At 43.0% G+C, this 19,618-nt stretch carries 25 protein-coding genes and 2 tRNA genes; 10 read left to right on the top strand and 17 right to left on the bottom strand.

The features are described from left to right. The first annotated feature begins 69 nt into the window (after positions 1 to 69). The 6 genes from gmk to BMX56_RS00705 all read left to right on the top strand — a co-directional run bounded on the left by gmk (position 70) and on the right by BMX56_RS00705 (position 3,180). Entirely contained in the window at positions 70 to 642 is a 573-nt protein-coding gene (gene gmk / locus BMX56_RS00730; protein ID WP_090638371.1) for a guanylate kinase, read from the top strand. 97 nt (positions 643 to 739) lie between these two features. Beyond that, the gene (nadD, locus tag BMX56_RS00725; protein WP_090638367.1) at positions 740 to 1,312 is read left to right on the top strand and encodes a nicotinate (nicotinamide) nucleotide adenylyltransferase; all 573 of its coding nucleotides are present in this window, start codon (positions 740 to 742) and stop codon (positions 1,310 to 1,312) included. Between the two features lie 31 nt (positions 1,313 to 1,343). Then, positions 1,344 to 1,526: a hypothetical protein gene (locus BMX56_RS00720; protein WP_090638363.1), complete on the top strand. Its 183-nt coding sequence runs from the start codon at positions 1,344 to 1,346 to the stop codon at positions 1,524 to 1,526. Beyond that, complete coding sequence (locus BMX56_RS30640) at positions 1,514 to 1,825, top strand: type II toxin-antitoxin system RelE/ParE family toxin (protein WP_177183675.1); 312 nt, start codon at positions 1,514 to 1,516, stop codon at positions 1,823 to 1,825. Before BMX56_RS00720 ends, BMX56_RS30640 begins: the two co-directional genes overlap by 13 nt. 31 nt (positions 1,826 to 1,856) lie before the next feature. Next, positions 1,857 to 2,456, top strand: a complete 600-nt coding sequence (locus tag BMX56_RS00710; RefSeq protein ID WP_218152358.1) for a MiaE family protein — start codon at positions 1,857 to 1,859, stop codon at positions 2,454 to 2,456. A 22-nt stretch (positions 2,457 to 2,478) separates the two neighbouring features. After that, positions 2,479 to 3,180 (top strand): LytR/AlgR family response regulator transcription factor, encoded by a 702-nt coding sequence (locus BMX56_RS00705; protein ID WP_090638354.1) that lies wholly within the window; start codon positions 2,479 to 2,481, stop codon positions 3,178 to 3,180. A 318-nt stretch (positions 3,181 to 3,498) separates the two neighbouring features. On the opposite strand, the gene BMX56_RS00700 is transcribed toward BMX56_RS00705, so the two are convergent. Beyond that, positions 3,499 to 5,100 carry an FAD-dependent monooxygenase gene (locus BMX56_RS00700; protein WP_090638350.1) on the bottom strand — a complete coding sequence of 534 codons (1,602 nt, stop codon included), beginning with the start codon at positions 5,098 to 5,100 and terminating at the stop codon, positions 3,499 to 3,501. Between the two features lie 3 nt (positions 5,101 to 5,103). Continuing rightward, positions 5,104 to 5,814 (bottom strand): SAM-dependent methyltransferase, encoded by a 711-nt coding sequence (locus tag BMX56_RS00695; RefSeq protein WP_090638345.1) that lies wholly within the window; start codon positions 5,812 to 5,814, stop codon positions 5,104 to 5,106. Between the two features lie 56 nt (positions 5,815 to 5,870). Here BMX56_RS00695 and BMX56_RS00690 point away from each other — a divergent pair, with 56 nt between their 5' ends. Next, positions 5,871 to 6,587, top strand: coding sequence for a hypothetical protein (locus tag BMX56_RS00690; protein WP_090638341.1), 717 nt, complete (start codon positions 5,871 to 5,873; stop codon positions 6,585 to 6,587). 172 nt (positions 6,588 to 6,759) lie between these two features. Here the strand turns inward: BMX56_RS00690 and BMX56_RS00685 are convergent, their stop codons facing one another. Further along, a complete protein-coding gene (locus BMX56_RS00685; protein WP_076373882.1) occupies positions 6,760 to 7,236 on the bottom strand; it encodes an Lrp/AsnC ligand binding domain-containing protein in 477 nt (158 codons plus the stop codon). Between the two features lie 151 nt (positions 7,237 to 7,387). Here BMX56_RS00685 and BMX56_RS29980 point away from each other — a divergent pair. Next, a tRNA-Asp gene (locus BMX56_RS29980) sits at positions 7,388 to 7,499 on the top strand. 349 nt (positions 7,500 to 7,848) lie between these two features. On the opposite strand, the gene BMX56_RS00680 is transcribed toward BMX56_RS29980, so the two are convergent. The 3 genes from BMX56_RS00680 to BMX56_RS00670 all read right to left on the bottom strand — a co-directional run bounded on the left by BMX56_RS00680 (position 7,849) and on the right by BMX56_RS00670 (position 9,795). Next, positions 7,849 to 8,448, bottom strand: coding sequence for a Crp/Fnr family transcriptional regulator (locus BMX56_RS00680; protein ID WP_090638337.1), 600 nt, complete (start codon positions 8,446 to 8,448; stop codon positions 7,849 to 7,851). Continuing rightward, the gene (locus BMX56_RS00675) at positions 8,445 to 9,140 is read right to left on the bottom strand and encodes an alpha/beta fold hydrolase (RefSeq protein WP_255369738.1); all 696 of its coding nucleotides are present in this window, start codon (positions 9,138 to 9,140) and stop codon (positions 8,445 to 8,447) included. The genes BMX56_RS00680 and BMX56_RS00675 overlap by 4 nt, the downstream gene beginning before the upstream one ends. Before the next feature lie 67 nt (positions 9,141 to 9,207). Then, positions 9,208 to 9,795 carry a Crp/Fnr family transcriptional regulator gene (locus BMX56_RS00670; RefSeq protein WP_090638334.1) on the bottom strand — a complete coding sequence of 196 codons (588 nt, stop codon included), beginning with the start codon at positions 9,793 to 9,795 and terminating at the stop codon, positions 9,208 to 9,210. A gap of 175 nt (positions 9,796 to 9,970) precedes the next feature. Here BMX56_RS00670 and BMX56_RS00665 point away from each other — a divergent pair, with 175 nt between their 5' ends. Beyond that, entirely contained in the window at positions 9,971 to 10,522 is a 552-nt protein-coding gene (locus BMX56_RS00665; protein ID WP_177183674.1) for a hypothetical protein, read from the top strand. A 399-nt stretch (positions 10,523 to 10,921) separates the two neighbouring features. Here BMX56_RS00665 and BMX56_RS00660 read toward each other — a convergent pair whose 3' ends face one another. From BMX56_RS00660 to BMX56_RS00610, 11 genes are all read right to left on the bottom strand, one after another. Next, the gene (locus BMX56_RS00660) at positions 10,922 to 11,380 is read right to left on the bottom strand and encodes a hypothetical protein (RefSeq protein WP_090638330.1); all 459 of its coding nucleotides are present in this window, start codon (positions 11,378 to 11,380) and stop codon (positions 10,922 to 10,924) included. 115 nt (positions 11,381 to 11,495) lie between these two features. After that, a tRNA-Val gene (locus tag BMX56_RS00655) sits at positions 11,496 to 11,570 on the bottom strand. 135 nt (positions 11,571 to 11,705) lie between these two features. Then, entirely contained in the window at positions 11,706 to 12,029 is a 324-nt protein-coding gene (locus BMX56_RS00650) for a hypothetical protein (RefSeq protein WP_090638326.1), read from the bottom strand. Between the two features lie 546 nt (positions 12,030 to 12,575). Further along, complete coding sequence (locus tag BMX56_RS00645) at positions 12,576 to 13,034, bottom strand: thioredoxin family protein (RefSeq protein ID WP_090638322.1); 459 nt, start codon at positions 13,032 to 13,034, stop codon at positions 12,576 to 12,578. A 95-nt stretch (positions 13,035 to 13,129) separates the two neighbouring features. Further along, positions 13,130 to 14,779: a DUF6600 domain-containing protein gene (locus BMX56_RS29975; RefSeq protein ID WP_177183673.1), complete on the bottom strand. Its 1,650-nt coding sequence runs from the start codon at positions 14,777 to 14,779 to the stop codon at positions 13,130 to 13,132. A 280-nt stretch (positions 14,780 to 15,059) separates the two neighbouring features. After that, positions 15,060 to 15,689 (bottom strand): DNA-3-methyladenine glycosylase family protein, encoded by a 630-nt coding sequence (locus tag BMX56_RS00635; protein ID WP_090638319.1) that lies wholly within the window; start codon positions 15,687 to 15,689, stop codon positions 15,060 to 15,062. 4 nt (positions 15,690 to 15,693) lie between these two features. Then, a complete protein-coding gene (locus BMX56_RS00630) occupies positions 15,694 to 16,203 on the bottom strand; it encodes a hypothetical protein (RefSeq protein WP_090638316.1) in 510 nt (169 codons plus the stop codon). A 345-nt stretch (positions 16,204 to 16,548) separates the two neighbouring features. Beyond that, positions 16,549 to 17,130 (bottom strand): peroxiredoxin-like family protein, encoded by a 582-nt coding sequence (locus BMX56_RS00625; protein WP_090638311.1) that lies wholly within the window; start codon positions 17,128 to 17,130, stop codon positions 16,549 to 16,551. An 85-nt stretch (positions 17,131 to 17,215) separates the two neighbouring features. Continuing rightward, positions 17,216 to 17,461, bottom strand: coding sequence for a hypothetical protein (locus tag BMX56_RS00620; protein WP_143065338.1), 246 nt, complete (start codon positions 17,459 to 17,461; stop codon positions 17,216 to 17,218). Positions 17,462 to 17,543: 82 nt separating this feature from the next. Further along, positions 17,544 to 17,822 (bottom strand): hypothetical protein, encoded by a 279-nt coding sequence (locus tag BMX56_RS00615; protein WP_090638303.1) that lies wholly within the window; start codon positions 17,820 to 17,822, stop codon positions 17,544 to 17,546. A gap of 12 nt (positions 17,823 to 17,834) precedes the next feature. After that, positions 17,835 to 18,407, bottom strand: coding sequence for a sigma-70 family RNA polymerase sigma factor (locus BMX56_RS00610; protein WP_090638299.1), 573 nt, complete (start codon positions 18,405 to 18,407; stop codon positions 17,835 to 17,837). A 254-nt stretch (positions 18,408 to 18,661) separates the two neighbouring features. Between BMX56_RS00610 and BMX56_RS00605 the strand changes: the two genes are divergently transcribed. Further along, a complete protein-coding gene (locus tag BMX56_RS00605) occupies positions 18,662 to 19,456 on the top strand; it encodes a DUF1223 domain-containing protein (protein WP_090638294.1) in 795 nt (264 codons plus the stop codon). The last annotated feature ends 162 nt before the right edge of the window (positions 19,457 to 19,618 follow it).

The following is a 19,618-nucleotide window of genomic DNA, read 5'->3' as shown; positions in this document are numbered from 1 at the left end:
TTCATAGTTCATGGTAACATAGGTATCATAACTATAACCAACCTTGCTATGAACCATGAACTATGAACTATGAACCAAAACGGCAAACTCATCATATTTTCGGCCCCATCCGGCGCTGGTAAAACCACAATAGTACATCACCTGTTGGGTGTAATGCCCGAGCTGGAGTTTTCCATTTCGGCAACTACCCGCCAGGCGCGCGGCGATGAGCAAGACGGCAAAGACTATTACTTTATTAGCCTGGCCGAGTTTACGCACCGTATTGCCAAAAAGCAATTTGTTGAGTTTGAAGAAGTTTACACCGGAACATTTTACGGCACATTACGAGCTGAAATTGAGCGCATCTGGGCAAAAGGCAAAACTGTAATTTTTGATATCGATGTAGAAGGCGGCCTACACCTGAAACGTAAATACGATGGCCAGGCGTTGGCTATCTTCGTTCAGCCCCCATCATTAGAGGTTTTAATTGAGCGATTAACCGGCCGCGGCACCGATAGTGAAGAGAAATTGAAAGAACGCTTTGCCAAAGCAGAAAAAGAACTAAAATACGCGCCCCAGTTTGATATTATCCTCAAAAATTACGATCTTGAAACGGCTTGCAAAGAAGCGCAGGAATTGGTGAGGAACTTTATTGGGGCCTGAGTTCATAGTTGATGGTTCATTGTTCATAGTGAACCATCTGTTATAATGCTATGATCGCTACAACTATGATCCATGAACTATTAACTATGAACAAAGAATGAAAATAGGCTTACTGTTCGGTTCATTTAATCCAATACATATAGGGCACCTTATTATTGCCAACTACATGGCCAACCATACCACATTAGATAAGGTTTGGCTGGTAGTATCGCCCCAAAATCCGCTCAAAAAATACGGCGACCTGATTAATACCTATGACAGGTTGGAGATGGCCCGCCTGGCAACCGACAATGCTACCAATATTGCTGTAAGCGATGTTGAGTTGAGGCTACCGCAACCATCCTATACTATAGATACGCTAACCCACCTTAAAGAAAAATATCCTGAGCATGAATTTGCCCTTATCATGGGCTCAGATAACCTGGGCACCTTGCATAAGTGGAAGAATTATAAACTTATCCTGCGCGATTACCGCATTTACGTGTACCCCCGCCCAGGCTATGAGAACGCCGAATTGGCCGACCATCCATCCGTAACCATTACCATGACACCGCAGATGGAATTATCGGCAACCTTCATCCGCAAATCCATATCCGAGAAAAAAAACGTACAATATTTTGTGCCCGATCCTGTTTTGAAATTTATCGAAAGTAAGAGTTTGTATAAGTAAAACCGTATATTTATAAAAAGGAGGGCTCGATATGCTTACTAAAGATAAAGTAAAGGAATTGATAGATCACATGCCAGAAACCTTTTCGGTTGATGATCTGGTGGATAAAGTGATCTTACTGCAGAAAATTGAAAATGGCGAGAAGGAAATTGAAGATGGTGAGGGGATAGACTGGGAGGACATGAAAAAAGAGATGGACCTGTGGTTAAAATAATACTATCCAAAACAGCCAGATTAGACTTAAAAGACATTATAGATTACATAAAGCGCGATTCTATAAAATATGCGCGGCTGGAAAGAATAAAAATTGAGGGTACCATAAACAGATTGGTTTTGCACCCATTAATTGGCCGGGTTGTTCCTGAATTGGAAGATCCTAATTACAGAGAGCTAATTTTTCAAAATTACAGGATAATTTATAAGATAGTATCTTCCGAAAAAATTTATATTCTTTCCATCCACCATCATTCCCGGTTAATATCTAATAATCCGGCATTCGGGCCAGGAGAATAACTTTTCACCTACTTCCACTATATTTGTCCTCGTGAGCGAGAAAACCATACTTAAATTACAACTACCTACTGATCCGCTTTGGGTTAAAAATGTGGTGGAAAGCAATATTGAAGAATTGTTGACCGACCACGCTTTTTGCGAACAAAAGGCGGCCAGTAATGCCATTACCCTCATTGTACAAAACCCAAACTTATCCGACCTGGTGCAGGAAATGGCCCTGTTGGTACAGGAAGAAATGGACCACTTTAAACGGGTACATGATATAATTGTAGCACGTGGTTTTTTATTGGGCCGCGAACGTAAAGACAATTATGTGAATGAGCTGCGTAAGTTTATTATCATTGGCGGCCGCCGCGAGGCACAATTGATAGATCGCTTATTGTTTTCGGCCATGATTGAGGCACGCAGTTGCGAACGTTTTAAGGTACTATCTGAAAACATTAACGATGCGGAACTATCTGAATTTTACCATGAATTGATGATAAGCGAGGCCACACACTATTCGATGTTTATACGTCTGGCCAAAAAATATGCGGTGGAGATAGATGTGGAAATGCGCTGGAAGGAGTTTTTGGCTTATGAAGCTAAAGTGATTCAGAACTACGGTAAAAGCGAGACAATACACGGTTAACCCCTCTTTATAAATAAAAACTATGCTGCTTAAATGTATCGCAATTGACGACGAACCCCTAGCATTAAAACTCATTGCCGGCTATGTTGCACGTTTTCCGTTTTTGCAGTTGCTGAATACTTTTGAGGATGCCATTACGGGCGCGGAGTTTTTAAAAAACACACCAATCGACCTGCTTTTTATCGACATCAATATGCCCGATATTACAGGGATTGACCTGGTGCGCGCGCTCAAAGTTAAACCAATGGTGATATTTACCACCGCCTATAAAAACTTTGCGTTTGAGGGCTTCGAACTGGAGGCCATTGATTATATCCTGAAACCTATCGACTTTAAACGCTTTGAAAAGGCCGTTGAAAAAGCGGTTGATTATCACCAGTACAAAACCAGGCCCGCCGCCGAACAGGCCGACGAAAGCCTTTACGTATACTCGGAATACCGGATGGTGAAGGTTGACTTAAACACCATCGAATATATTGAAAGCATGGAAGATTATATCAAAATTCATGTTACCAATGCCAAAACGGTGCTTACACTGATGCCATTAAAAAAAGTACTGGAAAAGCTGCCCGCAGATAAATTTCAGCGGATTCACCGCAGTTATATTGTTCCGGTGAACAAGATCCGGTCTATCCAAAACCGTAAAGTTAAACTCACCGATATTGAACTGCCTGTGAGCGAGAGTTATCTTGATTTTGTCAGAAACTGGATGAAATCACGTTAAAAAAGCACGCTAAGGATACTTGTAGTCCGTTTTTTCGCTTCAATAATCCGGATTTTATTTATTCATCTATACAAAATGCCCATTCGCCGATACACGGTTGGTTAAGGAGCAATTCCATCGCATCTTTACATCGTTATCCCAACGGCGTTGCAGGGCAAAGTTGGGTTTAACATACCCTTTTTTCATAATAGTTTCGATAAGGCGTCTGTGTTTATGACACACAGGCGCTTTCTTTTTTACACGACTTTAGGACAAGGCCGGACCCACAGGGTTTATTCTCGTGTTTCCAATTAGTGCAAACTACCCATTACAAACCGCTTACTGCCCACCAACAAACCCCACTACATTCTGTAAATAATTATCCATCATATCTATATCCACCACATCATTTAAAAAGCCAATGTGCATATCCGGACGAACAATGATGGCCTTTTTTTGACTTTCTTTGATCTCGAAAGCATCAAATACAGGCTGGTTTTTGGCTGATGGGGGCAGATAAAAAAAGTTGAGGTTGGCCGGGTATTTCTGGGTTATCCATTTGGCAAGGGTAAACAGGTCTATTTCCTGTAGCTTGCCAAGCGCTATGATGGTAAAGCCTGGCTTGCTGCACCATTCGTGCAGGTCGGTTTCTTGTTGTTTCTTCTCATCGAAAACTTTGAGATAGGGTAATCTGTCGCCGGCCTTTATTTGAGTAGCATGGCTCAGGTTCAGGCTAATCTGGCTATCGCGATAACTGATGCCCGTTTGAGATACCCGCTTAAAAAACGCCTGCCGTGATGCGGGCTTGCTCCATGTCCTTTTCAGCAATACCGGCAGCAGCCATTTTTTAAATAGCCCAACAAACCAGTTACGCAAGAGGATCATTTTAAAAATCCGGTCGGTAGTGTTTAGCAGTTCACGCGCCACGGGCATGCGCTCGGCGGCATAACTATCTAAAATGGATTCTTTTAATTGGTTATTAACCACACCTGCTAATTTCCAGGCCAGGTTATAGGCATCCTGCAAACCCGTATTCATACCCTGCCCGCCAACCGGCGAGTGGATATGCGCGGCATCGCCTATTAAAAAACAACGCTGGTCCCTGAATTTACCAGCCATGCGGTGGTGTAGTTTATAGGTAGTAAACCAGTTGGTGTGTGCTATTTTAATGCCCGCTCCGGTTATGGTATCCAGGTAAGGTATTACGTCGTCCATTTGTAGCCCTTCGCGGTTGTCAAACTCATCGGGCAGGTTGCCAACAATACGGCAATAATGCTCCTCGGGCATCAGGAAAAAAGCCGCGAATCCCTTTTTTGATAGATATAGGCTCACTTTATCGCCCAAAACATCCTTTATTTTAACATCGGCTACATAAAACTGGTGTTGGTAAGTATCGCCGTTAAAAGTTAGCTGTAAGTGTTTGCGGATGGGGCTGCGTGCACCATCTGCGGCTATCAACCAATCGCAGGTAAGTGTTTGCGTATCCGCACCGGTTTGCAGTTGCACGGTGGCCTTTGAGGCATCCTGCTCCGCACTTAGTAAAGTAGTATTCCAATAAACCGGGCAGCAGTTAAGTGTTAAATAATCAAGCAGCAGGCGTTCGGTTTTGCTTTGCTGATACATATAAATGTATGGGAAGGCTGTTTGCCCAGCGCCAATGCCTTCAAGGGCTAAGGATGCTACTTCAAGGCCCTCCTGGTTAATAACTGCCCCGGCAACTGCTCTGCTACCGGCAATCACCCGGTCAATAACGCCCATCTGCCTGAAAATCTCCATCGATCGCGCCTGTACAGCCAGTGCTTTCGACTTATCGGTAGGCCCTTGCTTACTATCAATAATTACGGGCTGCACACCATAACGTAATAGCTGGGCAGCCATCATTAATCCCGATGGACCGGCGCCTACTATCAACACCTGGGTATGTTGCTGCGTAATCTGCATACTTTATCCGTGGAAGAGTAAAAATATGGTGGGGCGTTTATGCAGTTCAGGCACTTTCTTTTGCCAATCCATAATGGTTTTGGTTTGCACAAATTCGGTAGCTGCGGTAAGGTCTGTAGCTATACAAAGTTTTGTTTTGGGTGATGCCGTTTTTAGTACCTCTTCCAACAAAGAGTTATTGCGGAAAGGGGTTTCAATAAAAATCTGTGTTTGGTCAAGCCGGGTGGCCAGGCCTTCAAGTTCTTTTATTTTTTTACTGCGCAGCAGCTTATCAATAGGCAGGTAACCATTAAAAGTAAAGCTTTGGCCATTAAAGCCGGATGCCATCAGCGCTAATAAAATAGAGCTTGGGCCAACCAGGGGCACCACTTTAATACCCATGCGATGGGCTTTGTCCACTATTTCGGCACCAGGATCGGCTATGCCGGGGCAACCGGCTTCGCTCATCAGGCCAACATCGTTACCTGCTTGTAAGCCTTTAAAAAAATCGGCTTTACCCATATCGCGGTTATGCTTGCTGTAATCGTGAATGGTAAGTTCGCTTTGCGGGGTTTTTAAACCGGCTTCTTTTAAAAACTTGCGGGCAGTTTTTTCATTCTCAACAATATATTCCTTAATACTATTAATTGTATTAACCAGGTAGGGGGTGAATGATTTTGCGGCCGCTTCCTCTGCAAGGGGCACGGGTATTAAATAAAGGGTTCCATAGGGCATATTGCAAAGTTGGTGTTTTTTGTTTAATTTAAGCTATTGAAAGGAGCCCGAAAAAGATGAAACCACTTAGTGTTAACTGGTTTATTGAAGGATACATTGACTTTGAACAAAAAAAGTACGTATTATTAAGTTATCTGCAGGAAATTAACCGGCACTTTGATAAAAGCCGGCTATATCCCAACCTTGCCGATTTGATATTCCATTATAATAACCTGGTAGAATTTAAGAAAAATAAATCGCTTATGCAGCAGGCCTTTCCGCTGCGACTTACCCAGGCTGATATTGATGCCGTAAAGCTCACCTACCAGAAAATCATCCAGGACGATCAAAGTATGCAGGAGATAGAGCAGATTATCGCCTACGCCATGGCCCAAATGAATCCCGCGATACAAATAGGCAAGGAGATTTATGACTTTGTAGAGAGCCGATTGAATATAAACCCTATTGGTATTATACCCCTGATGCCGTACCATGGTTATTTCTCGTTACGTAACGGCAAAGAACATACCTGCTTTATTTACGAGTACCAGATCACCATTTTTGAGGGCAAGGATGATAAATACCGGGGCATCAACATTAATTTTCTTGAAAACTACGAATACAGCATCGTGAACACTCCCGAGGCCATGAAGCTAAAACTTATCAACCGCAATAAATTTATGCCCAATCCGGCGGTATATTATGTACACAGCGACATCACGTTCCCATTGGAGCAAACGCTGTTGCCGGTGGCAAAAAGGAGTTTGGTGAAGTATATATCGAATGCGGCGTAATCTGAATCATAATTTACAGAATTTTAGAATGTTCAGAATGCCAGTTAATGTACATTTTTTATTCTGTTAATTCTTAAACCCTGCAAATTCTGATCATAAAAAAGACCGTTACCCCGGGCCAAAGCCCAGATAACAGCCTCTTTTAAAAAAATCGCGAATCGTTTGGTAATAGTTATTCTAAGGTAATCTGCCTTCTTATGCTTTCTTCAAGCGAAATGAAGGTTTCGGTACGTTGAATGCCTTTTACGCCCTGTATCTGCTCGTTTAAAACCTCGCGCAGGTGGGTGGTATCGTGGCATACAATTTTGGCAAAAATACTCCATTCGCCGGTAGTATAATGCAACTCAACTATCTCTTTTATAGTTTTTAACTGCTTTACAGCCTCGTTATATTGCGATCCCTTCTCCAGGTAAATGCCCAAAAAAGCGGTAATATCATACCCTAACTTCTGCGGATCTACCTCCAGACTGGCACCCTTAATTACACCCATCTCCTCCAGCTTTTTCATCCGCACGTGTATGGTTCCGCCAGAAACTATTAACTCTTTAGCTATCTCGGTGTATGGCGTGGTAGCATTTTTCATTAATATTGATAAAATCTGGATATCGAGATTATCAATTTCTAAATTTTGAGCTTTTCTGTGGGACATAAATTTGAATATCTATATTGAAATACAAGTTTAATTAAAATTTGAATAAAAATAAAATATTTTTGTTGAAATATTTGCAAGGAATTGACAGGTCTCTTAAATTTGTATCAAGCAAATGACAATTGCCTATCGTTCTTTAAACAAAAAACAATGTTGGGTGGTGAAATTTTTGGCAGACACACCTCCTTGTCCCGGTGGCGGAGATCATAGAAAACCCGAAGCGGGCTAACTACTCTGTGGAGGTTCGAATCCTTCCCCAACAGCAAATCCATGAAAGACGGGATTTATATACTGTAGGATGGTGAAATTTTTGGCAGACACACCTCCTTGTCGCGGTGGCGGAGAAATTGGGAAACTTTTAGCAATAAAAATAACCACTCCGTGGAGGTTCGACTCCTTCTCCTACAGCTCTTCTCATAATTTAGGTTTATAATTGGTTAGTAAAGGCCCCTGCCCATCAGGGGCTTTGCTGTTTTTATAGGTTTTTTTCGGCGTTCGGATTTTGGATAAAAAAGATTAGGATGACAAGAGCGTACGTATTTGACTTGCTAATACAAATCAAACACTTTTATTGCCCCGCGAGATTTTTGCCTGATCCAAATATTCTGATGGCTATTTTAGTTTTTTATTCTCAATGCGTTTTCGGATCCGGCTCAGCGAAGGATTGGTAATACCCAGGTACGACGAGATATGATAGGCCGGGATGCGTTCAATAATTGCCGGATGCGCCTTTAGTAACCTGGTATAGCGCTCTTCGGGCGAAAAAAAGAGCAGTTCTTCAGTGCGCGTTTGCGCAATGGTAAAAAACAATTCGGCAAGCAGCCGGCCGAATTTTCCCCAGTTTGGATGGCTTTCATATAAACCATGAAGATCCTTATGGGAGATAAAAAAAATTTCCGAATCCTCCATCGCTTCAATAAAGTACCAGCAAGGGTTGCGGGTGACGAAACTTCGGAAGGAAACGACGAACTGACCCTCCGAAAAAAAGAAAATGTTCTTATCTTCCGAGGTATCCGGGTGACGAAAATAGATGCGGAAGATACCTTTGGCGATCAAACCGAGGTCATTGCACACCATCTGTTGCATATTAAAAAAATCCCCTTTGCGCATTTTTCGCGCTTTCCAAAACAGCTGACTGTCGGTAATATCTTTGTCGCTCAGCTGCGCGAAATTCCTTAGCTGTTCAGATAGTTTATCGTTTTTATCTGTCATTTTATAAATTCTTGTAAAGCGGCATTAAACGCCGCTGGTTTTTCCATCATGGGGGCATGCCCGCATTCCGGTAGCATCACTAACGCTGCATCTGGCAGGTTCTCCCGGAATTGCCGTGCAACTGCGGGAGGGGTGATGCTATCTTCCTCACCCCATATCAATAATACCGGTTTGTTGATTTCCGGAAGCAGCGTGAGCACCCGGTCTCTTTGGGTAGATTTAGCGCATTTAATAATGCTTAAGCATTTATAAGCATTAGTGGTAACCTCCAGCACTTCAGCAACCAGATCATCGGTAGCGACCGCCGGATCATAAAATGTTGCCGCCACCCGTTCCCGGATGTAGCCGTAATTACCGCGCTTAAAGTAACTGCCCACCTGGGTGTTTTCATACAGGCCGGAACTGCCGGTCAGGACTAATCTATCAACCTTATGCGGATATTGGTAGCTGTAACGTATCGCGATATGGCCGCCCAGCGAATTGCCAACTAATATCACTTTAGTTAATTTCGCAGCATCGATCATAGTAGCCAAAAAATCAACCAGGTATCTTACAGTGTCCCCCTCATGTTTTTCGTATAAAGGCAGTTCGGGAATATACATATCATAACGGTTCTCAAAATATTTGACCACCCCGGCCCAGTTGCTTAAGCCGCCGAATAGGCCATGCAGCAGGATCATGCTTTGCTTCATCGTTTTTTAACAAAGCTATCTTTCCCGCATTTCCGATTTTGTGATTTCGGTCACAAAACACGCCAGGCTATTTGGAAATCAATAACCTGGCCCGGCTCAGTGCCTCCCGGCTAACGTACAAGTAACGCGCAATATTGGTCAGCGTAATTTTTTGAATGATCACCGGCCGGCGCTCCAGCAAATAGCGGTAACGTCCCAGCGGGCTTTTCAGCGAAAGGATATGCTGGTGTTCTGATTGCTGTTCTGATATTTCCCGGTATAGATCCAGGTTAACATGCAGCAGGTTCATGTGCAGGTCGTAAAGCGGCTGCAGTTTTTTGATGTTCAGTTTTAAAATTACAGCATCCTCCAGCGCGGTAATACTCACCGCCGAAGGTGCTTTCTTGTTATAACTTTCACAGTTGGCCAGAAAATCCGTCGGGAAGCCGAACCTGATGATCTTTTCATCGCTCTCTTCATCCTGGATTGAAAATTTAAACAAACCCGAGATGACAAAGGCCGAGTAACGGGCTACTTTGCCGTATTTTAAAAAAGGATCGCCTTTCCGGATGTGTTTAACTGAGGCGATGCGATTAAGCAAAGCCCACTCCGCATCGGTTACTACCGGGTATTTCTTTTTAAGCGGCTCGTACCAATATGGTAGATCATGTTTCATCTCGAACAGTTTTACTGATCAAATATAAGTGAAAATTTAACCCATGATTTTAACTTAAGTTAAAATCCGGCAATGTAATAATAGCGTCAGTTTTAAATGCATTTTCACTTAAGTGAAAAATTAGCCAAATGATGCAGGGCAATTTTGCGGCAACAAATATTTAAAAATCAAAACCATGAAAACAGCTCCCTCAATTGCCCGCTCCTTGTGTAAGCTTTATTTTATCCGTGCCGGCTTTTCTATTACCTGGGTGATCATAGTCGCTCTTTTTGCTAAAACATCACCAATATTCGCTACCATTTTGCTGCTCATTTACCCGGCCTGGGACGTAATCGGCACCATCTTAGATATTCGTGCCAATAGGGCAGTTCCGTCAAAAACACCGCAATATATAAATCTGGTGATCAGTGGTATCACCACTTTTGCAGTAGCTGTTGCTATTCAAAAAGGAGTTCCGGAAGCGTTAGTTGTGTTTGGTGCCTGGGCGATCTGTACCGGCCTGATCCAGTTGATCTTAGGCCTACGCCGCAGGAAACTGCTGGGCGGTCAGTGGCCGATGATTATCAGCGGCGGCCAGTCCATGATCGGTGGCATCTCGTTTATCCTATTGGCACACGACACGTCAAAAGGAATCGGTAGCCTGGCTGGCTATGCCGCCTTTGGCGCTTTTTATTATCTGCTGGCGGCATATCGGCTGTCAAGGACGGCCAATCCTACTGCGAACTAAATAATTAATTTACTGAACCGGTATCGGGGTGAGTAATTCGACGGAATCTATCGAATCTGTATAAGGCTTATATGGGTGCAAAAACAATAACGCGACGAAAAAAAAAGTTTTTCCGGAAAAATTGACCTTTGACGGCTCGAAAGTTCGAACCGCCAAAGGTCGATGAAATTGTGTTGAATATCGCCCTGATTAACAGAAAGTTAAAGACAACAAAAGCCTCTAAGAGAATACCTAAGAGGCTTTTGTTTTGGTGGCCCCTACTGTACATATATCGAACCATTTCCTTTCTGATTTGCGTTTAATCGCGGATTTGAACCAATAAATTTTCAGGTTCAAAAAGTAGAGGTTATACAGGGACAAGGATTATTACATCAGAATAATTTATCGAACTATCAAACATTAGTTTGCCCACCCAAGCCCAATTTTTTTTATAATGTCATTATTCGTTACGATGTATTCTGCGTCTTCCTCAAAAATTTCAATATTATCAGGGATTGTCAGATGCATTTTCATTAGGTCGGTTATCACAATTGGATTTAAATCAGAATAAACATTCCCCAACCTTAACAATTTTTCCTCTCCGTTTTCAAGTGCCGTCCAAAAAAGTCGCCTATTGGCTGTTGTTAATCCCCTCACATCAATAATTCTCGATATCATTTCGCCATTTTCTTTGTAAAAGGGGACGGAATTTCCGTCATCTTCATTCTCATTTGGAACTTGCGCATCCAGCCATACCGACAGTTCATTACTATTGTCTAAAAGCGACAATTCTTTTATCGCAATTCTAATAATTTCCTCATAGCCAGTCCATTTGATGGAAAAGTTCCCGCCATTTTCTAACGTGATGAAACCGTTCATATAAATGAAAAATACTAAATATAACTAAAATGCAAAAAGCCTCCAGGGAACAATCTGAAGGCTTTTTGCATTTTAATTAATTCTTACACTATTATAACACAGTGTGATTTCTATGTGGGAGTTACTGGGTTCGAACCAGTGACCCTCTGCTTGTAAGGCAGATGCTCTGAACCAGCTGAGCTAAACTCCCTTTTTGTATTAATCTTTCGATTAACCCCCTTGCGTTTGGGTCTGCAAATATAGAAGCTTTGATCTATTCTTCAAAAAATATTTTACATTTTATTTTAAGACACTATACTTTAGGGGGTTATATTTTAAGAAATGCTTAATTTGACTTTGCATCGCTGTATGTTGCCCCGGGCCTGGGGTCTTCTGGCAAGATTTCCATATCTGGGTATTCTATATATCCGGCATACCATTGTATGGCATCCATCAGGTCAAGGGCGTCCTCTGCTGCTATATTTATGGTTTCAAAAGCATATAGTTTATTGTTGGCATACCCGTACAATTGAATTTCATTATCATCCGGACTAAAGCTTTCTTCATCAAGGCAAAATACCCTCACTTTCAAACGGGTATCCCGCGAATGAATGATATCCCGGCAAGGGTTTTTAGGGTCGGTTGCCAATAAGTAAACGTTATGATCCATAAAAAGGTTAACAATGTTTAAGGTTTATGGTTTCTGGAATGTTCATTTATATTAAAAAGCGGTATGCCGGCTTTTATATTTTTAACTTACGGTACCGGCTTATTTACCAGTTGGTTGAGTAAAAAGTCTACATAGTTGGGGGAAGTATTTCTACAATGCGCGAAAGTGGTCAAACAAAAAGCGATATTCTATTGGTTTTGGGGGCCGTTTTTGTTTTGGCATTGCATTTGAATTCAATATAATACCCTTCTCAAAGGGTTGTTTTTCATAGGTAGATGTAGGGCCGAAAAAACTGCGAGAGTTCTTTCGGTCTTTTTTATGTAAAACAACTTTATTCCTGTTATTTTAACCGCAATTGATTATACCACCCTACAAATTTTAACGTCTTTTTTCTACAAATATGCTGTTGCAACCGCATCATTCGATGAGCTATTAAGCTTGGGCCTGGTGCTGTTGGCGGGCTTGTTTATTGTAAAATAAAGTTGATAAATATGGATTGTAAAAAGCCGGACAACCAAGAAAGCTGTCCGGCTTTTTTATCTCTCGTTATTTATTGAGGCCTTGTACACCAAATTTAATCAGGTCATCGGGTTTTATGAAACCTACTGTACCATAAACGGCTTTCCCTTTTGAATTGAGTATAATAAGGGTGGGATAAGCCCGCAACCCCCAGGCTGCGGCGAGTTGCGGGCCATCGCCTTTTTCCATATCAATGGCTACATTAATAAAATTATTGTTATAAAACTCAGCTACTTTGTTATTTTTAAAAGTGGTTGCCTTCAACATTTTGCAGGGGCCACACCAGCTGGCGTAGGCATCAACAAAAATATATTTATTTTTAGCGGAGGCCTGTTTAATAGCCTCGCCCAGGGAGTTTTCGATAAAATTTATCTGGCTGGAGTTGCTGGAGTTTTTGGAGCCCTGTGCTTTGGCATCTGAAAAGCCCAAAAAGGCAAGTACGAGTAAAGAGGCGATAAAACGGGGCAGATTGGATAGGTGTTTCATAATTTATAACGGGTTATTGCTGCAATAAAAATAGCACATATATAACCAAAACAGGTGTTTATATGTGCTATTAAAAATATGGTTAAAGCCGATGTTTAATTTGCCGGCTTTTTGTCGCGTTGCTGTTGCTGACGTTGCTGCTGTTGCTGCTGACGCTGCTGTGCCGCTTGCTGCTGGCGTTGTTGTTGCTGAGCCTGCTGTTGTTGCTGACGCTGCTGTGCCGCCTGCTGCTGGCGTTGCTGTTGCTGGGCCTGCTGTTGTTGCTGACGCTCTTGTGCCGCCTGCTGCTGGCGTTGCTGTTGCTGGGCCTGTTGTTGTTGCTGACGCTCTTGTGCCGCCTGCTGCTGGCGTTGCTGTTGCTGGGCCTGCTGTTGTTGCTGACGTTCCTGTGCCGCCTGCTGCTGGCGTTGCTGTTGCTGGGCCTGCTGTTGTTGCTGACGTTCCTGTGCCGCTTGCTGCTGGCGTTGCTGTTGCTGGGCCTGTTGTTGCTGACGCTCCTGTGCCGCTTGCTGTTGCTTAGCTTGCTGCTCTCGTTGCTGAACCGCCCGGTCTCGTTGTTGTTGCTGAACCTGTGGCTGTTGTTGACGCCCCTGCTCTGCCCGCTGCTGGCGTTGTTGCGGTTGTGCCGGCTGCTGCTTAGCTTGCTGCTCTCGTTGCTGAACTGCTTCGTCACGTTGCTGAACTGCTTGGCTTTGCTGCCGTGTGCGTTGCTGCTTTGCCTGTTCGGCTGCCTGCTGTTTATTTTGCTGGTCGTTTGGCCTTGCATTTGGTTGTTGTGCAGGCCTGTTGTTTGGTTGTTGGCCTGGTTGTGCAGCAGGGCGGTTGTTGTTAATCTTTACAAACTTATTATCATTGCTTTTGGCTACCTGAGCCAATCTTGCGGCGTTGTTGCGATTTACCGTTGCCTGGCCGCCGGCGCGGTTGGCAATGCCCTGGTTAGGGTTTGCTTTTCGGTATTCGGCTGCGTTTACAACCCTTGCCGGCCTGGCATCTGGTGCTTTTTTTATCTGGGGCCTGTAAATATTAACGGTGTTGTTCACAATGCGGCCGCCTCCATTTGGCCGGCTATCGTTGCCTACTCTGTATACCGGCACATTGTTATTGTGCGTAACGCGTCTTATTTCGGTAACCCTTGGGCCGGTTACATAGGTGCGGTTGTTATATACGTAGGTATTGTTAATAACCGTGGTGCGGTTTATAATATTTACTACCCGGGCATGGGGTGCGTAATAATTGTAAATATTGGGGCTGTTAATATAGTTTTGCGGCGCGCAAACCCAATATGAATCGGGTACGCGATAACTACGGCCAAATGATATACTAATGCTGATACCAGGTGTTAGCGGAGCCCAGCCATAATAGCCTCCCCCCCTGCGCCAGCTTACCCATGCCGGTGCCCATTCATGACCCGGAATCCATTCCCAGCCATAATAATCATCATAGCGCCAGCGGCCGTAGTGAAACGTTGCCCAACCCCATGGGTAATCAGATACCCAGGTATTTCCATAATCGGTAACTACCCAGTGCCCGCGTGTTGCGTAGGGCCTAAAACCATCTTCGGCGTCTGGTATCCAAACGTTGCCGTATTGCGGGTCATCAACCCAGGTGCCGTAAGGATCAAGATTGTCGTAAAACTCCTGGTCAGATACATAGCCTCCCTCCTGGGCCTTGCTTATATTTGGTGCGGCAAGCATCATCAAAAATGCTATTAAGCTTATTCCGCATATTCTATTGATATATTTCATTTTCATCAGGTTTTGATAGTCAATTTATCATTGATGTACACATGTATGACAATGCAGAATATAAAACGTTTAAATCAAAAATTGTTTTAGGCAGTTTACTTTGTTTACACTACGTGTTTGGGAGATACACGGACACATAGTTTTAAACGCCCGGCGTAGCCTCGTTGGTGAGTCTTAACCATCGTTTAAAGCCAATGTTGTGTAAATGAATTGATCCTTCATTATGTTCCAGGACAACAAAGAAGGCTATTTAAATAGATCATCGATTTGTACATTGTGTTTATTTCCCCTTCGACGCCGATAGATAATAATGCCATAACAACATGCTTGCCACGGTTTTATATGGCGCCCATCGTTCGGCCACGGCAAGCACTTCTTCCCTGGTCGCATCTTTTGGCAGTTTTTTTACCCGCTTTAAGGCATTCACCGCGGCAAGGTCGCCAATGGGGAATACATTGGCGTGCTGCAGCACAAACATCAGGTATACATCGGCTGTCCAGTTACCGATGCCTTTCAGGGCGGTTAGTTTAGCGCGGATAACGTCGTCAGGTAATTGTTCAAGATCTGCTAAATCCATCTGGCCACTAATGATAGCTTCGGCCAGGTATTTGGTATAGCTGGTTTTTTGCCGGCTAAAGTAACAGGCTTTAAATTCCTCATCGGTAAGTAACAGCACCCTCGCCGGGGTAATCTTCTGTACCCGCTCTCGCATTTTGTTTAATGCGGATAGCGCCGAGGCCAGCGAAACCTGTTGCTCCAGGATAATATGCACCAGGGTTTCGAACGTGTTGGGCCGCGACCAAAGCGGCGGATAGCCGTATGCACTAATGACATCAGCCAGATCAGGATCGGCTAAAGCAAGTTCATCACAAATTTGGTGATAGTTGGTATGGTTAATCCGGTCGAACATGGATTTATTCGGCTTGCTTTACAATGATCTTATCCAGGTTATGTAAATACCTCCGGCCGGTTTTAAAATCGGCAGCCGAGCTCATTTGCAGGCTTTCGGGCATTTTATCGGCTTTTATACCATTCTTTTCTGTCAGTATAAAAACATAATTGCCTACTTCGGTATTGTATAGCTCGTTCCATGAGTAAACCACTTTGTAGCCATCGATACCCTGGCAAACAAAATAAAAAGTACTCAGCAACTTAGGACTGCCCGTTTTAAAGGTTGTGTGGCTTAAAATATCTTTTAGTAAAACCCCTTTCAGTTGGTCGTCTTTATGTTTAAACTCACCTAAATGGTTGGTCACGTTCATTTCACCAATATCCTGCACTTTGTACTGCATAATGGAATCAAGGGTGATAACCGATTCTTTTACAACCAGCCCGGTAATGCTGAACTTTTGTGTTGAGCTAAGCTTTTCCTGGGCAAAGGCAGCCGTGCTATAGAGAAATGCAATTAGCAGTAGTTTTTTCATGGTTTGGTAAATATAGGGAGCCTTATTGAAAATTTAAACAAGACTCCCCTATTACACCCGGGTCAACGCTTCTAATTGGGTTAACATAACTTAACACATTTCAGATATTTTATTTATAATTATTTGATAATCAATATTTTATATTTAATCATGGTTAACACTAAACTGAGCGCGCAATTTAGACGCATCCAAATATTTGTGCCTGTTTATACCAGATAAAAGGGACCCTTCGGCATTTGGATCGGGCGTCATTTTATGCTTTTATCTTCCCGGCGCCATAAGCTCATTTTATAAGCCATTAGATACGTTTACTGTCTATCCATGACCTGCCAATCAGCGTTGCCATTATAAAGCCCGTATAATATCGCTTATTGATGCCCGCCTGGTATAATCCTTATTAAAATGTACAAAAGCAATTTTTCCTGATCGATTAATTACATAGGTAGCAGGCACCGGCAGTACATGGTCGGTATTGCCGTTACTTACATTTAAATCAAGGCCAAAGCCTTTGTATTTAGCTACGGTGGCATCATCAAGTACATAATTAACCTTATAATCTTTCATAATGGTGTACCCTTTATCCTGCACTATCGAAAATGACGCATGTGTTTTTTGGACGGTTTTGCCAATCCCTTCCTTAGTTTCGGGAGTTACCGCAATTACGTAGGCTCCCCTTGCACTCAGCAGTTGTAACGAATCCTGCAACTGGGCAATGTGTTTATTACAATAGGGGCACCATTCGCCACGGTAAAAAAACAACACTACCGATTTATGCGCCTTTAATAAAGCTTTCAAATCAACGGCTTTGCCCGCATTATCGGTAGTGCTAAAAACGGGGGCGTCGTCCCCTTTATTAAGTCCTGTTTGCGCGCGAAGCTGTAAGCCCGCAAAAGCAAGCACTAACATTAAAACGTATTTTTTCATCATTGAATTAATTAAGAATTATAAAATAGGATTAAAAAACAAGAGGGAGCATCACCTCCCTCTAAACGATCAACAAACCAAAACCAGGTTACATTTTACCTGCTGTGTCTTTTTTCATTTTATCCATCTTCATCTTGCTTTTTTCCATTTTGGCCATTTTTTTCTTTTCCATTTTAGCCATTTTCATTTTGCCCTTGGCCATTTTGCCGGTATCGCTTACTGCGGTAACCGGTGCTTTTAAATTTGCCGGAGTTAATGATTTAGCCTGCACGTTAAGGGTTAAACATAGTGCAACTACTGTTGCTGCCAATGCGCCTGAAATAATTGTTTTCATACTTTGATTTTTAGTTTTCATGTTGTTTTATACCAACATTTCAACCTTAGTCGGGCGGCTTAATGATACCTTACAAAGTATTTCAATTTTTATTCAGTTCCTCGTCAATACGGTGTTGCAGGTCTTTTTTAAAACCCTCATCAAGATGTGCCCCTTCGTTTTTCATCGAGTCATGAAAAAGCTGCTGCACCATTTGGTTAATAACTCGGCTTTGCTTGTTATACAATGTACAAACCGAGCATCCCGCCAGGTGGATGCGCAGCTCGATAAATTCGCGGAAGCTTAATTTTTTGTATTGTTTTTTTTCAATCAAAAATGTAGCCTGCCTGCAATTGTATATAATATGTTTTAGTGGACTCATATAGCTAATTTTTTAAACCCAGTTTTTTTGAAGGCAGGCACGCAGGTTCAATTTGGCTCTGTGGATAATTACCCAAAAGTTGGCCTGTGTAACTTTAAGCTCGCTGCAAATAATATCTGTATTGGCATCATCAATATGTTTCATGGTAAAAACAGCCATCCAAAGAGAGGGGAGTTTTTGCATGCACTTTTGTAATATGCTGTTAAACTCCTTGCCCGCCAATGGGTCATGGTCTTCAATACCAAAAGGCTTTGGCTGGTAGGCCTTGTTCCAATGCCCGTTGTCTTCGTCAAAAAAATCCTGCTGCTCCTCTTCGGCCTGTTTAACATCGGTGTTTTTTAAGCCCGATGATTTTTTCCGGTAAACATCAATGATTTTGTTTTTAAGGATAGCTGTTAGCCAGGTACGTTCGGAGCTTTTGCCTTCAAACTTATCGGCCCTTTGTAAAGCTGCCAAAAAAGTTTCCTGCACAAGGTCTTTAGCCAGTTCTTCGTCGTTCAATCGCGACAGCGTATAGCCATACAGATAATCGGCATGGGCTGCAACCCATAGCCGGGGATTTAAAAGTTGATTTTCGGTAGCCATTAAACATGTATATTCATGAAACTTTATTCTATTAGTCGTTTATGCCGTCCAATCCTTACAATATAATATTGCTTTTTTTACTTGCCCGAAACCGGTTTATAATTGCTTAAATTTACATATATCCTGTTGATTATATTTTAATTACGCATTTATTTGCCTGCAATAGGGCCTGCCAAATAAAAAATAATTTTTTGTAAGGATATCCAAAACAAGCCGACTAAGCCATAAAAACGTATATCAAACTGATAAAGATTATGAAACGATTTAAAATATTGGCTATCGCTGCCGGCCTTACAGTAACGGTTTTGGCAACGTTGGCATTTACTATCTCCGATAGTGCAGCAAACAAAAGGCATCCGGAAATTACAGGCAACGGATTTGCGGTAATTGAGCTTTTTACATCCGAGGGTTGCTCCAGTTGCCCGCCGGCCGATGAGCTGGTTGCCCGGATACAGAAGGAAGATGGCGATAAACCGGTTTACATTCTGGCTTTCCACGTTGACTATTGGAACCGCCTGGGTTGGAAAGATCCTTTTAGCAGTGCCGATTACTCGAAACGCCAAAACCAATATGCTAACTGGCTAAACCTGCAATCGGTTTATACGCCACAGGTAGTGGTTAACGGGCATAAGGAATTTGTAGGATCGGAAGAAGGTACTTTGCGTAATGCTATTAGCGCCGGCTTACGCGCCGCCCCGGCGGGCGGCCTAACGCTTAACGCGCAAAATAACGCTGGCCATATTGCCGTGCAGTACAAGGCCGAAGGTGCAGGCAAGAACACCACATTACTATTGGCCCTGGTGCAAAAAAACGGGCAAACCAAAGTGCAGCGTGGCGAAAACGGCGGCCGCACATTATCGCACGTTCAAATAGTACGTAACCTACAAAGCGTACCATTAAACACAGCTGGCGCCGGCACAGCAAATATTGCTTTGCCAAATGGTTTTAGCGCTGCCGGCTATGAGGTTATTGGCTTTGTACAAAACACCGGCAATGGTGCTATATTGGCTGCGGCAAAATCGGGATTTGATATGGGTGCGAGTAAATAATTAAAAAGAAAGCTTTGTTGTTCACAAACGGGTTGTGGATTACAAACAAGGAATTTCAGAAAGTTTTTTTAATTCCCTCCCAATGGGAGTGGTGCGGCTGACAATGAGCGCAAAGGCAGGGAGGGGTTATACGAGCGACAAGCAGAATGGTGCTGAACGCCT

The sequence above is a fragment of the Mucilaginibacter sp. OK283 genome, assembly GCF_900110415.1.
Classification (GTDB): Bacteria; Bacteroidota; Bacteroidia; order Sphingobacteriales; family Sphingobacteriaceae; genus Mucilaginibacter.
Note: the sequence above shows the minus strand (reverse complement) of the source record. Positions and strands in the feature narration are given on the sequence as shown.

Bases quoted from the DNA above. Each gene is read 5' to 3' on its own strand.
- BMX56_RS00700 (WP_090638350.1), bottom strand. From the start codon at position 5,100: ATGCAGATTACGCAGCAACATACCCAGGTGTTGATAGTAGGCGCCGGT.
- BMX56_RS00720 (WP_090638363.1), top strand. From the start codon at position 1,344: ATGCTTACTAAAGATAAAGTAAAGGAATTGATAGATCACATGCCAGAA.
- BMX56_RS00650 (WP_090638326.1), bottom strand. From the start codon at position 12,029: ATGGATCATAACGTTTACTTATTGGCAACCGACCCTAAAAACCCTTGC.
- BMX56_RS00645 (WP_090638322.1), bottom strand. From the start codon at position 13,034: ATGAAACACCTATCCAATCTGCCCCGTTTTATCGCCTCTTTACTCGTA.
- BMX56_RS00695 (WP_090638345.1), bottom strand. From the start codon at position 5,814: ATGCCCTATGGAACCCTTTATTTAATACCCGTGCCCCTTGCAGAGGAA.
- BMX56_RS00610 (WP_090638299.1), bottom strand. From the start codon at position 18,407: ATGGCTACCGAAAATCAACTTTTAAATCCCCGGCTATGGGTTGCAGCC.
- BMX56_RS00660 (WP_090638330.1), bottom strand. From the start codon at position 11,380: ATGAACGGTTTCATCACGTTAGAAAATGGCGGGAACTTTTCCATCAAA.
- BMX56_RS00675 (WP_255369738.1), bottom strand. From the start codon at position 9,140: ATGAAGCAAAGCATGATCCTGCTGCATGGCCTATTCGGCGGCTTAAGC.
- BMX56_RS00615 (WP_090638303.1), bottom strand. From the start codon at position 17,822: ATGAGTCCACTAAAACATATTATATACAATTGCAGGCAGGCTACATTT.
- nadD (WP_090638367.1), top strand. From the start codon at position 740: ATGAAAATAGGCTTACTGTTCGGTTCATTTAATCCAATACATATAGGG.
- BMX56_RS00680 (WP_090638337.1), bottom strand. From the start codon at position 8,448: ATGACAGATAAAAACGATAAACTATCTGAACAGCTAAGGAATTTCGCG.
- BMX56_RS00685 (WP_076373882.1), bottom strand. From the start codon at position 7,236: ATGTCCCACAGAAAAGCTCAAAATTTAGAAATTGATAATCTCGATATC.
- BMX56_RS00605 (WP_090638294.1), top strand. From the start codon at position 18,662: ATGAAACGATTTAAAATATTGGCTATCGCTGCCGGCCTTACAGTAACG.
- BMX56_RS00690 (WP_090638341.1), top strand. From the start codon at position 5,871: ATGAAACCACTTAGTGTTAACTGGTTTATTGAAGGATACATTGACTTT.
- BMX56_RS00670 (WP_090638334.1), bottom strand. From the start codon at position 9,795: ATGAAACATGATCTACCATATTGGTACGAGCCGCTTAAAAAGAAATAC.
- gmk (WP_090638371.1), top strand. From the start codon at position 70: ATGAACCAAAACGGCAAACTCATCATATTTTCGGCCCCATCCGGCGCT.
- BMX56_RS29975 (WP_177183673.1), bottom strand. From the start codon at position 14,779: ATGAAATATATCAATAGAATATGCGGAATAAGCTTAATAGCATTTTTG.
- BMX56_RS00665 (WP_177183674.1), top strand. From the start codon at position 9,971: ATGAAAACAGCTCCCTCAATTGCCCGCTCCTTGTGTAAGCTTTATTTT.
- BMX56_RS00630 (WP_090638316.1), bottom strand. From the start codon at position 16,203: ATGAAAAAACTACTGCTAATTGCATTTCTCTATAGCACGGCTGCCTTT.
- BMX56_RS00635 (WP_090638319.1), bottom strand. From the start codon at position 15,689: ATGTTCGACCGGATTAACCATACCAACTATCACCAAATTTGTGATGAA.
- BMX56_RS00705 (WP_090638354.1), top strand. From the start codon at position 2,479: ATGCTGCTTAAATGTATCGCAATTGACGACGAACCCCTAGCATTAAAA.
- BMX56_RS00620 (WP_143065338.1), bottom strand. From the start codon at position 17,461: ATGAAAACAATTATTTCAGGCGCATTGGCAGCAACAGTAGTTGCACTA.
- BMX56_RS00625 (WP_090638311.1), bottom strand. From the start codon at position 17,130: ATGATGAAAAAATACGTTTTAATGTTAGTGCTTGCTTTTGCGGGCTTA.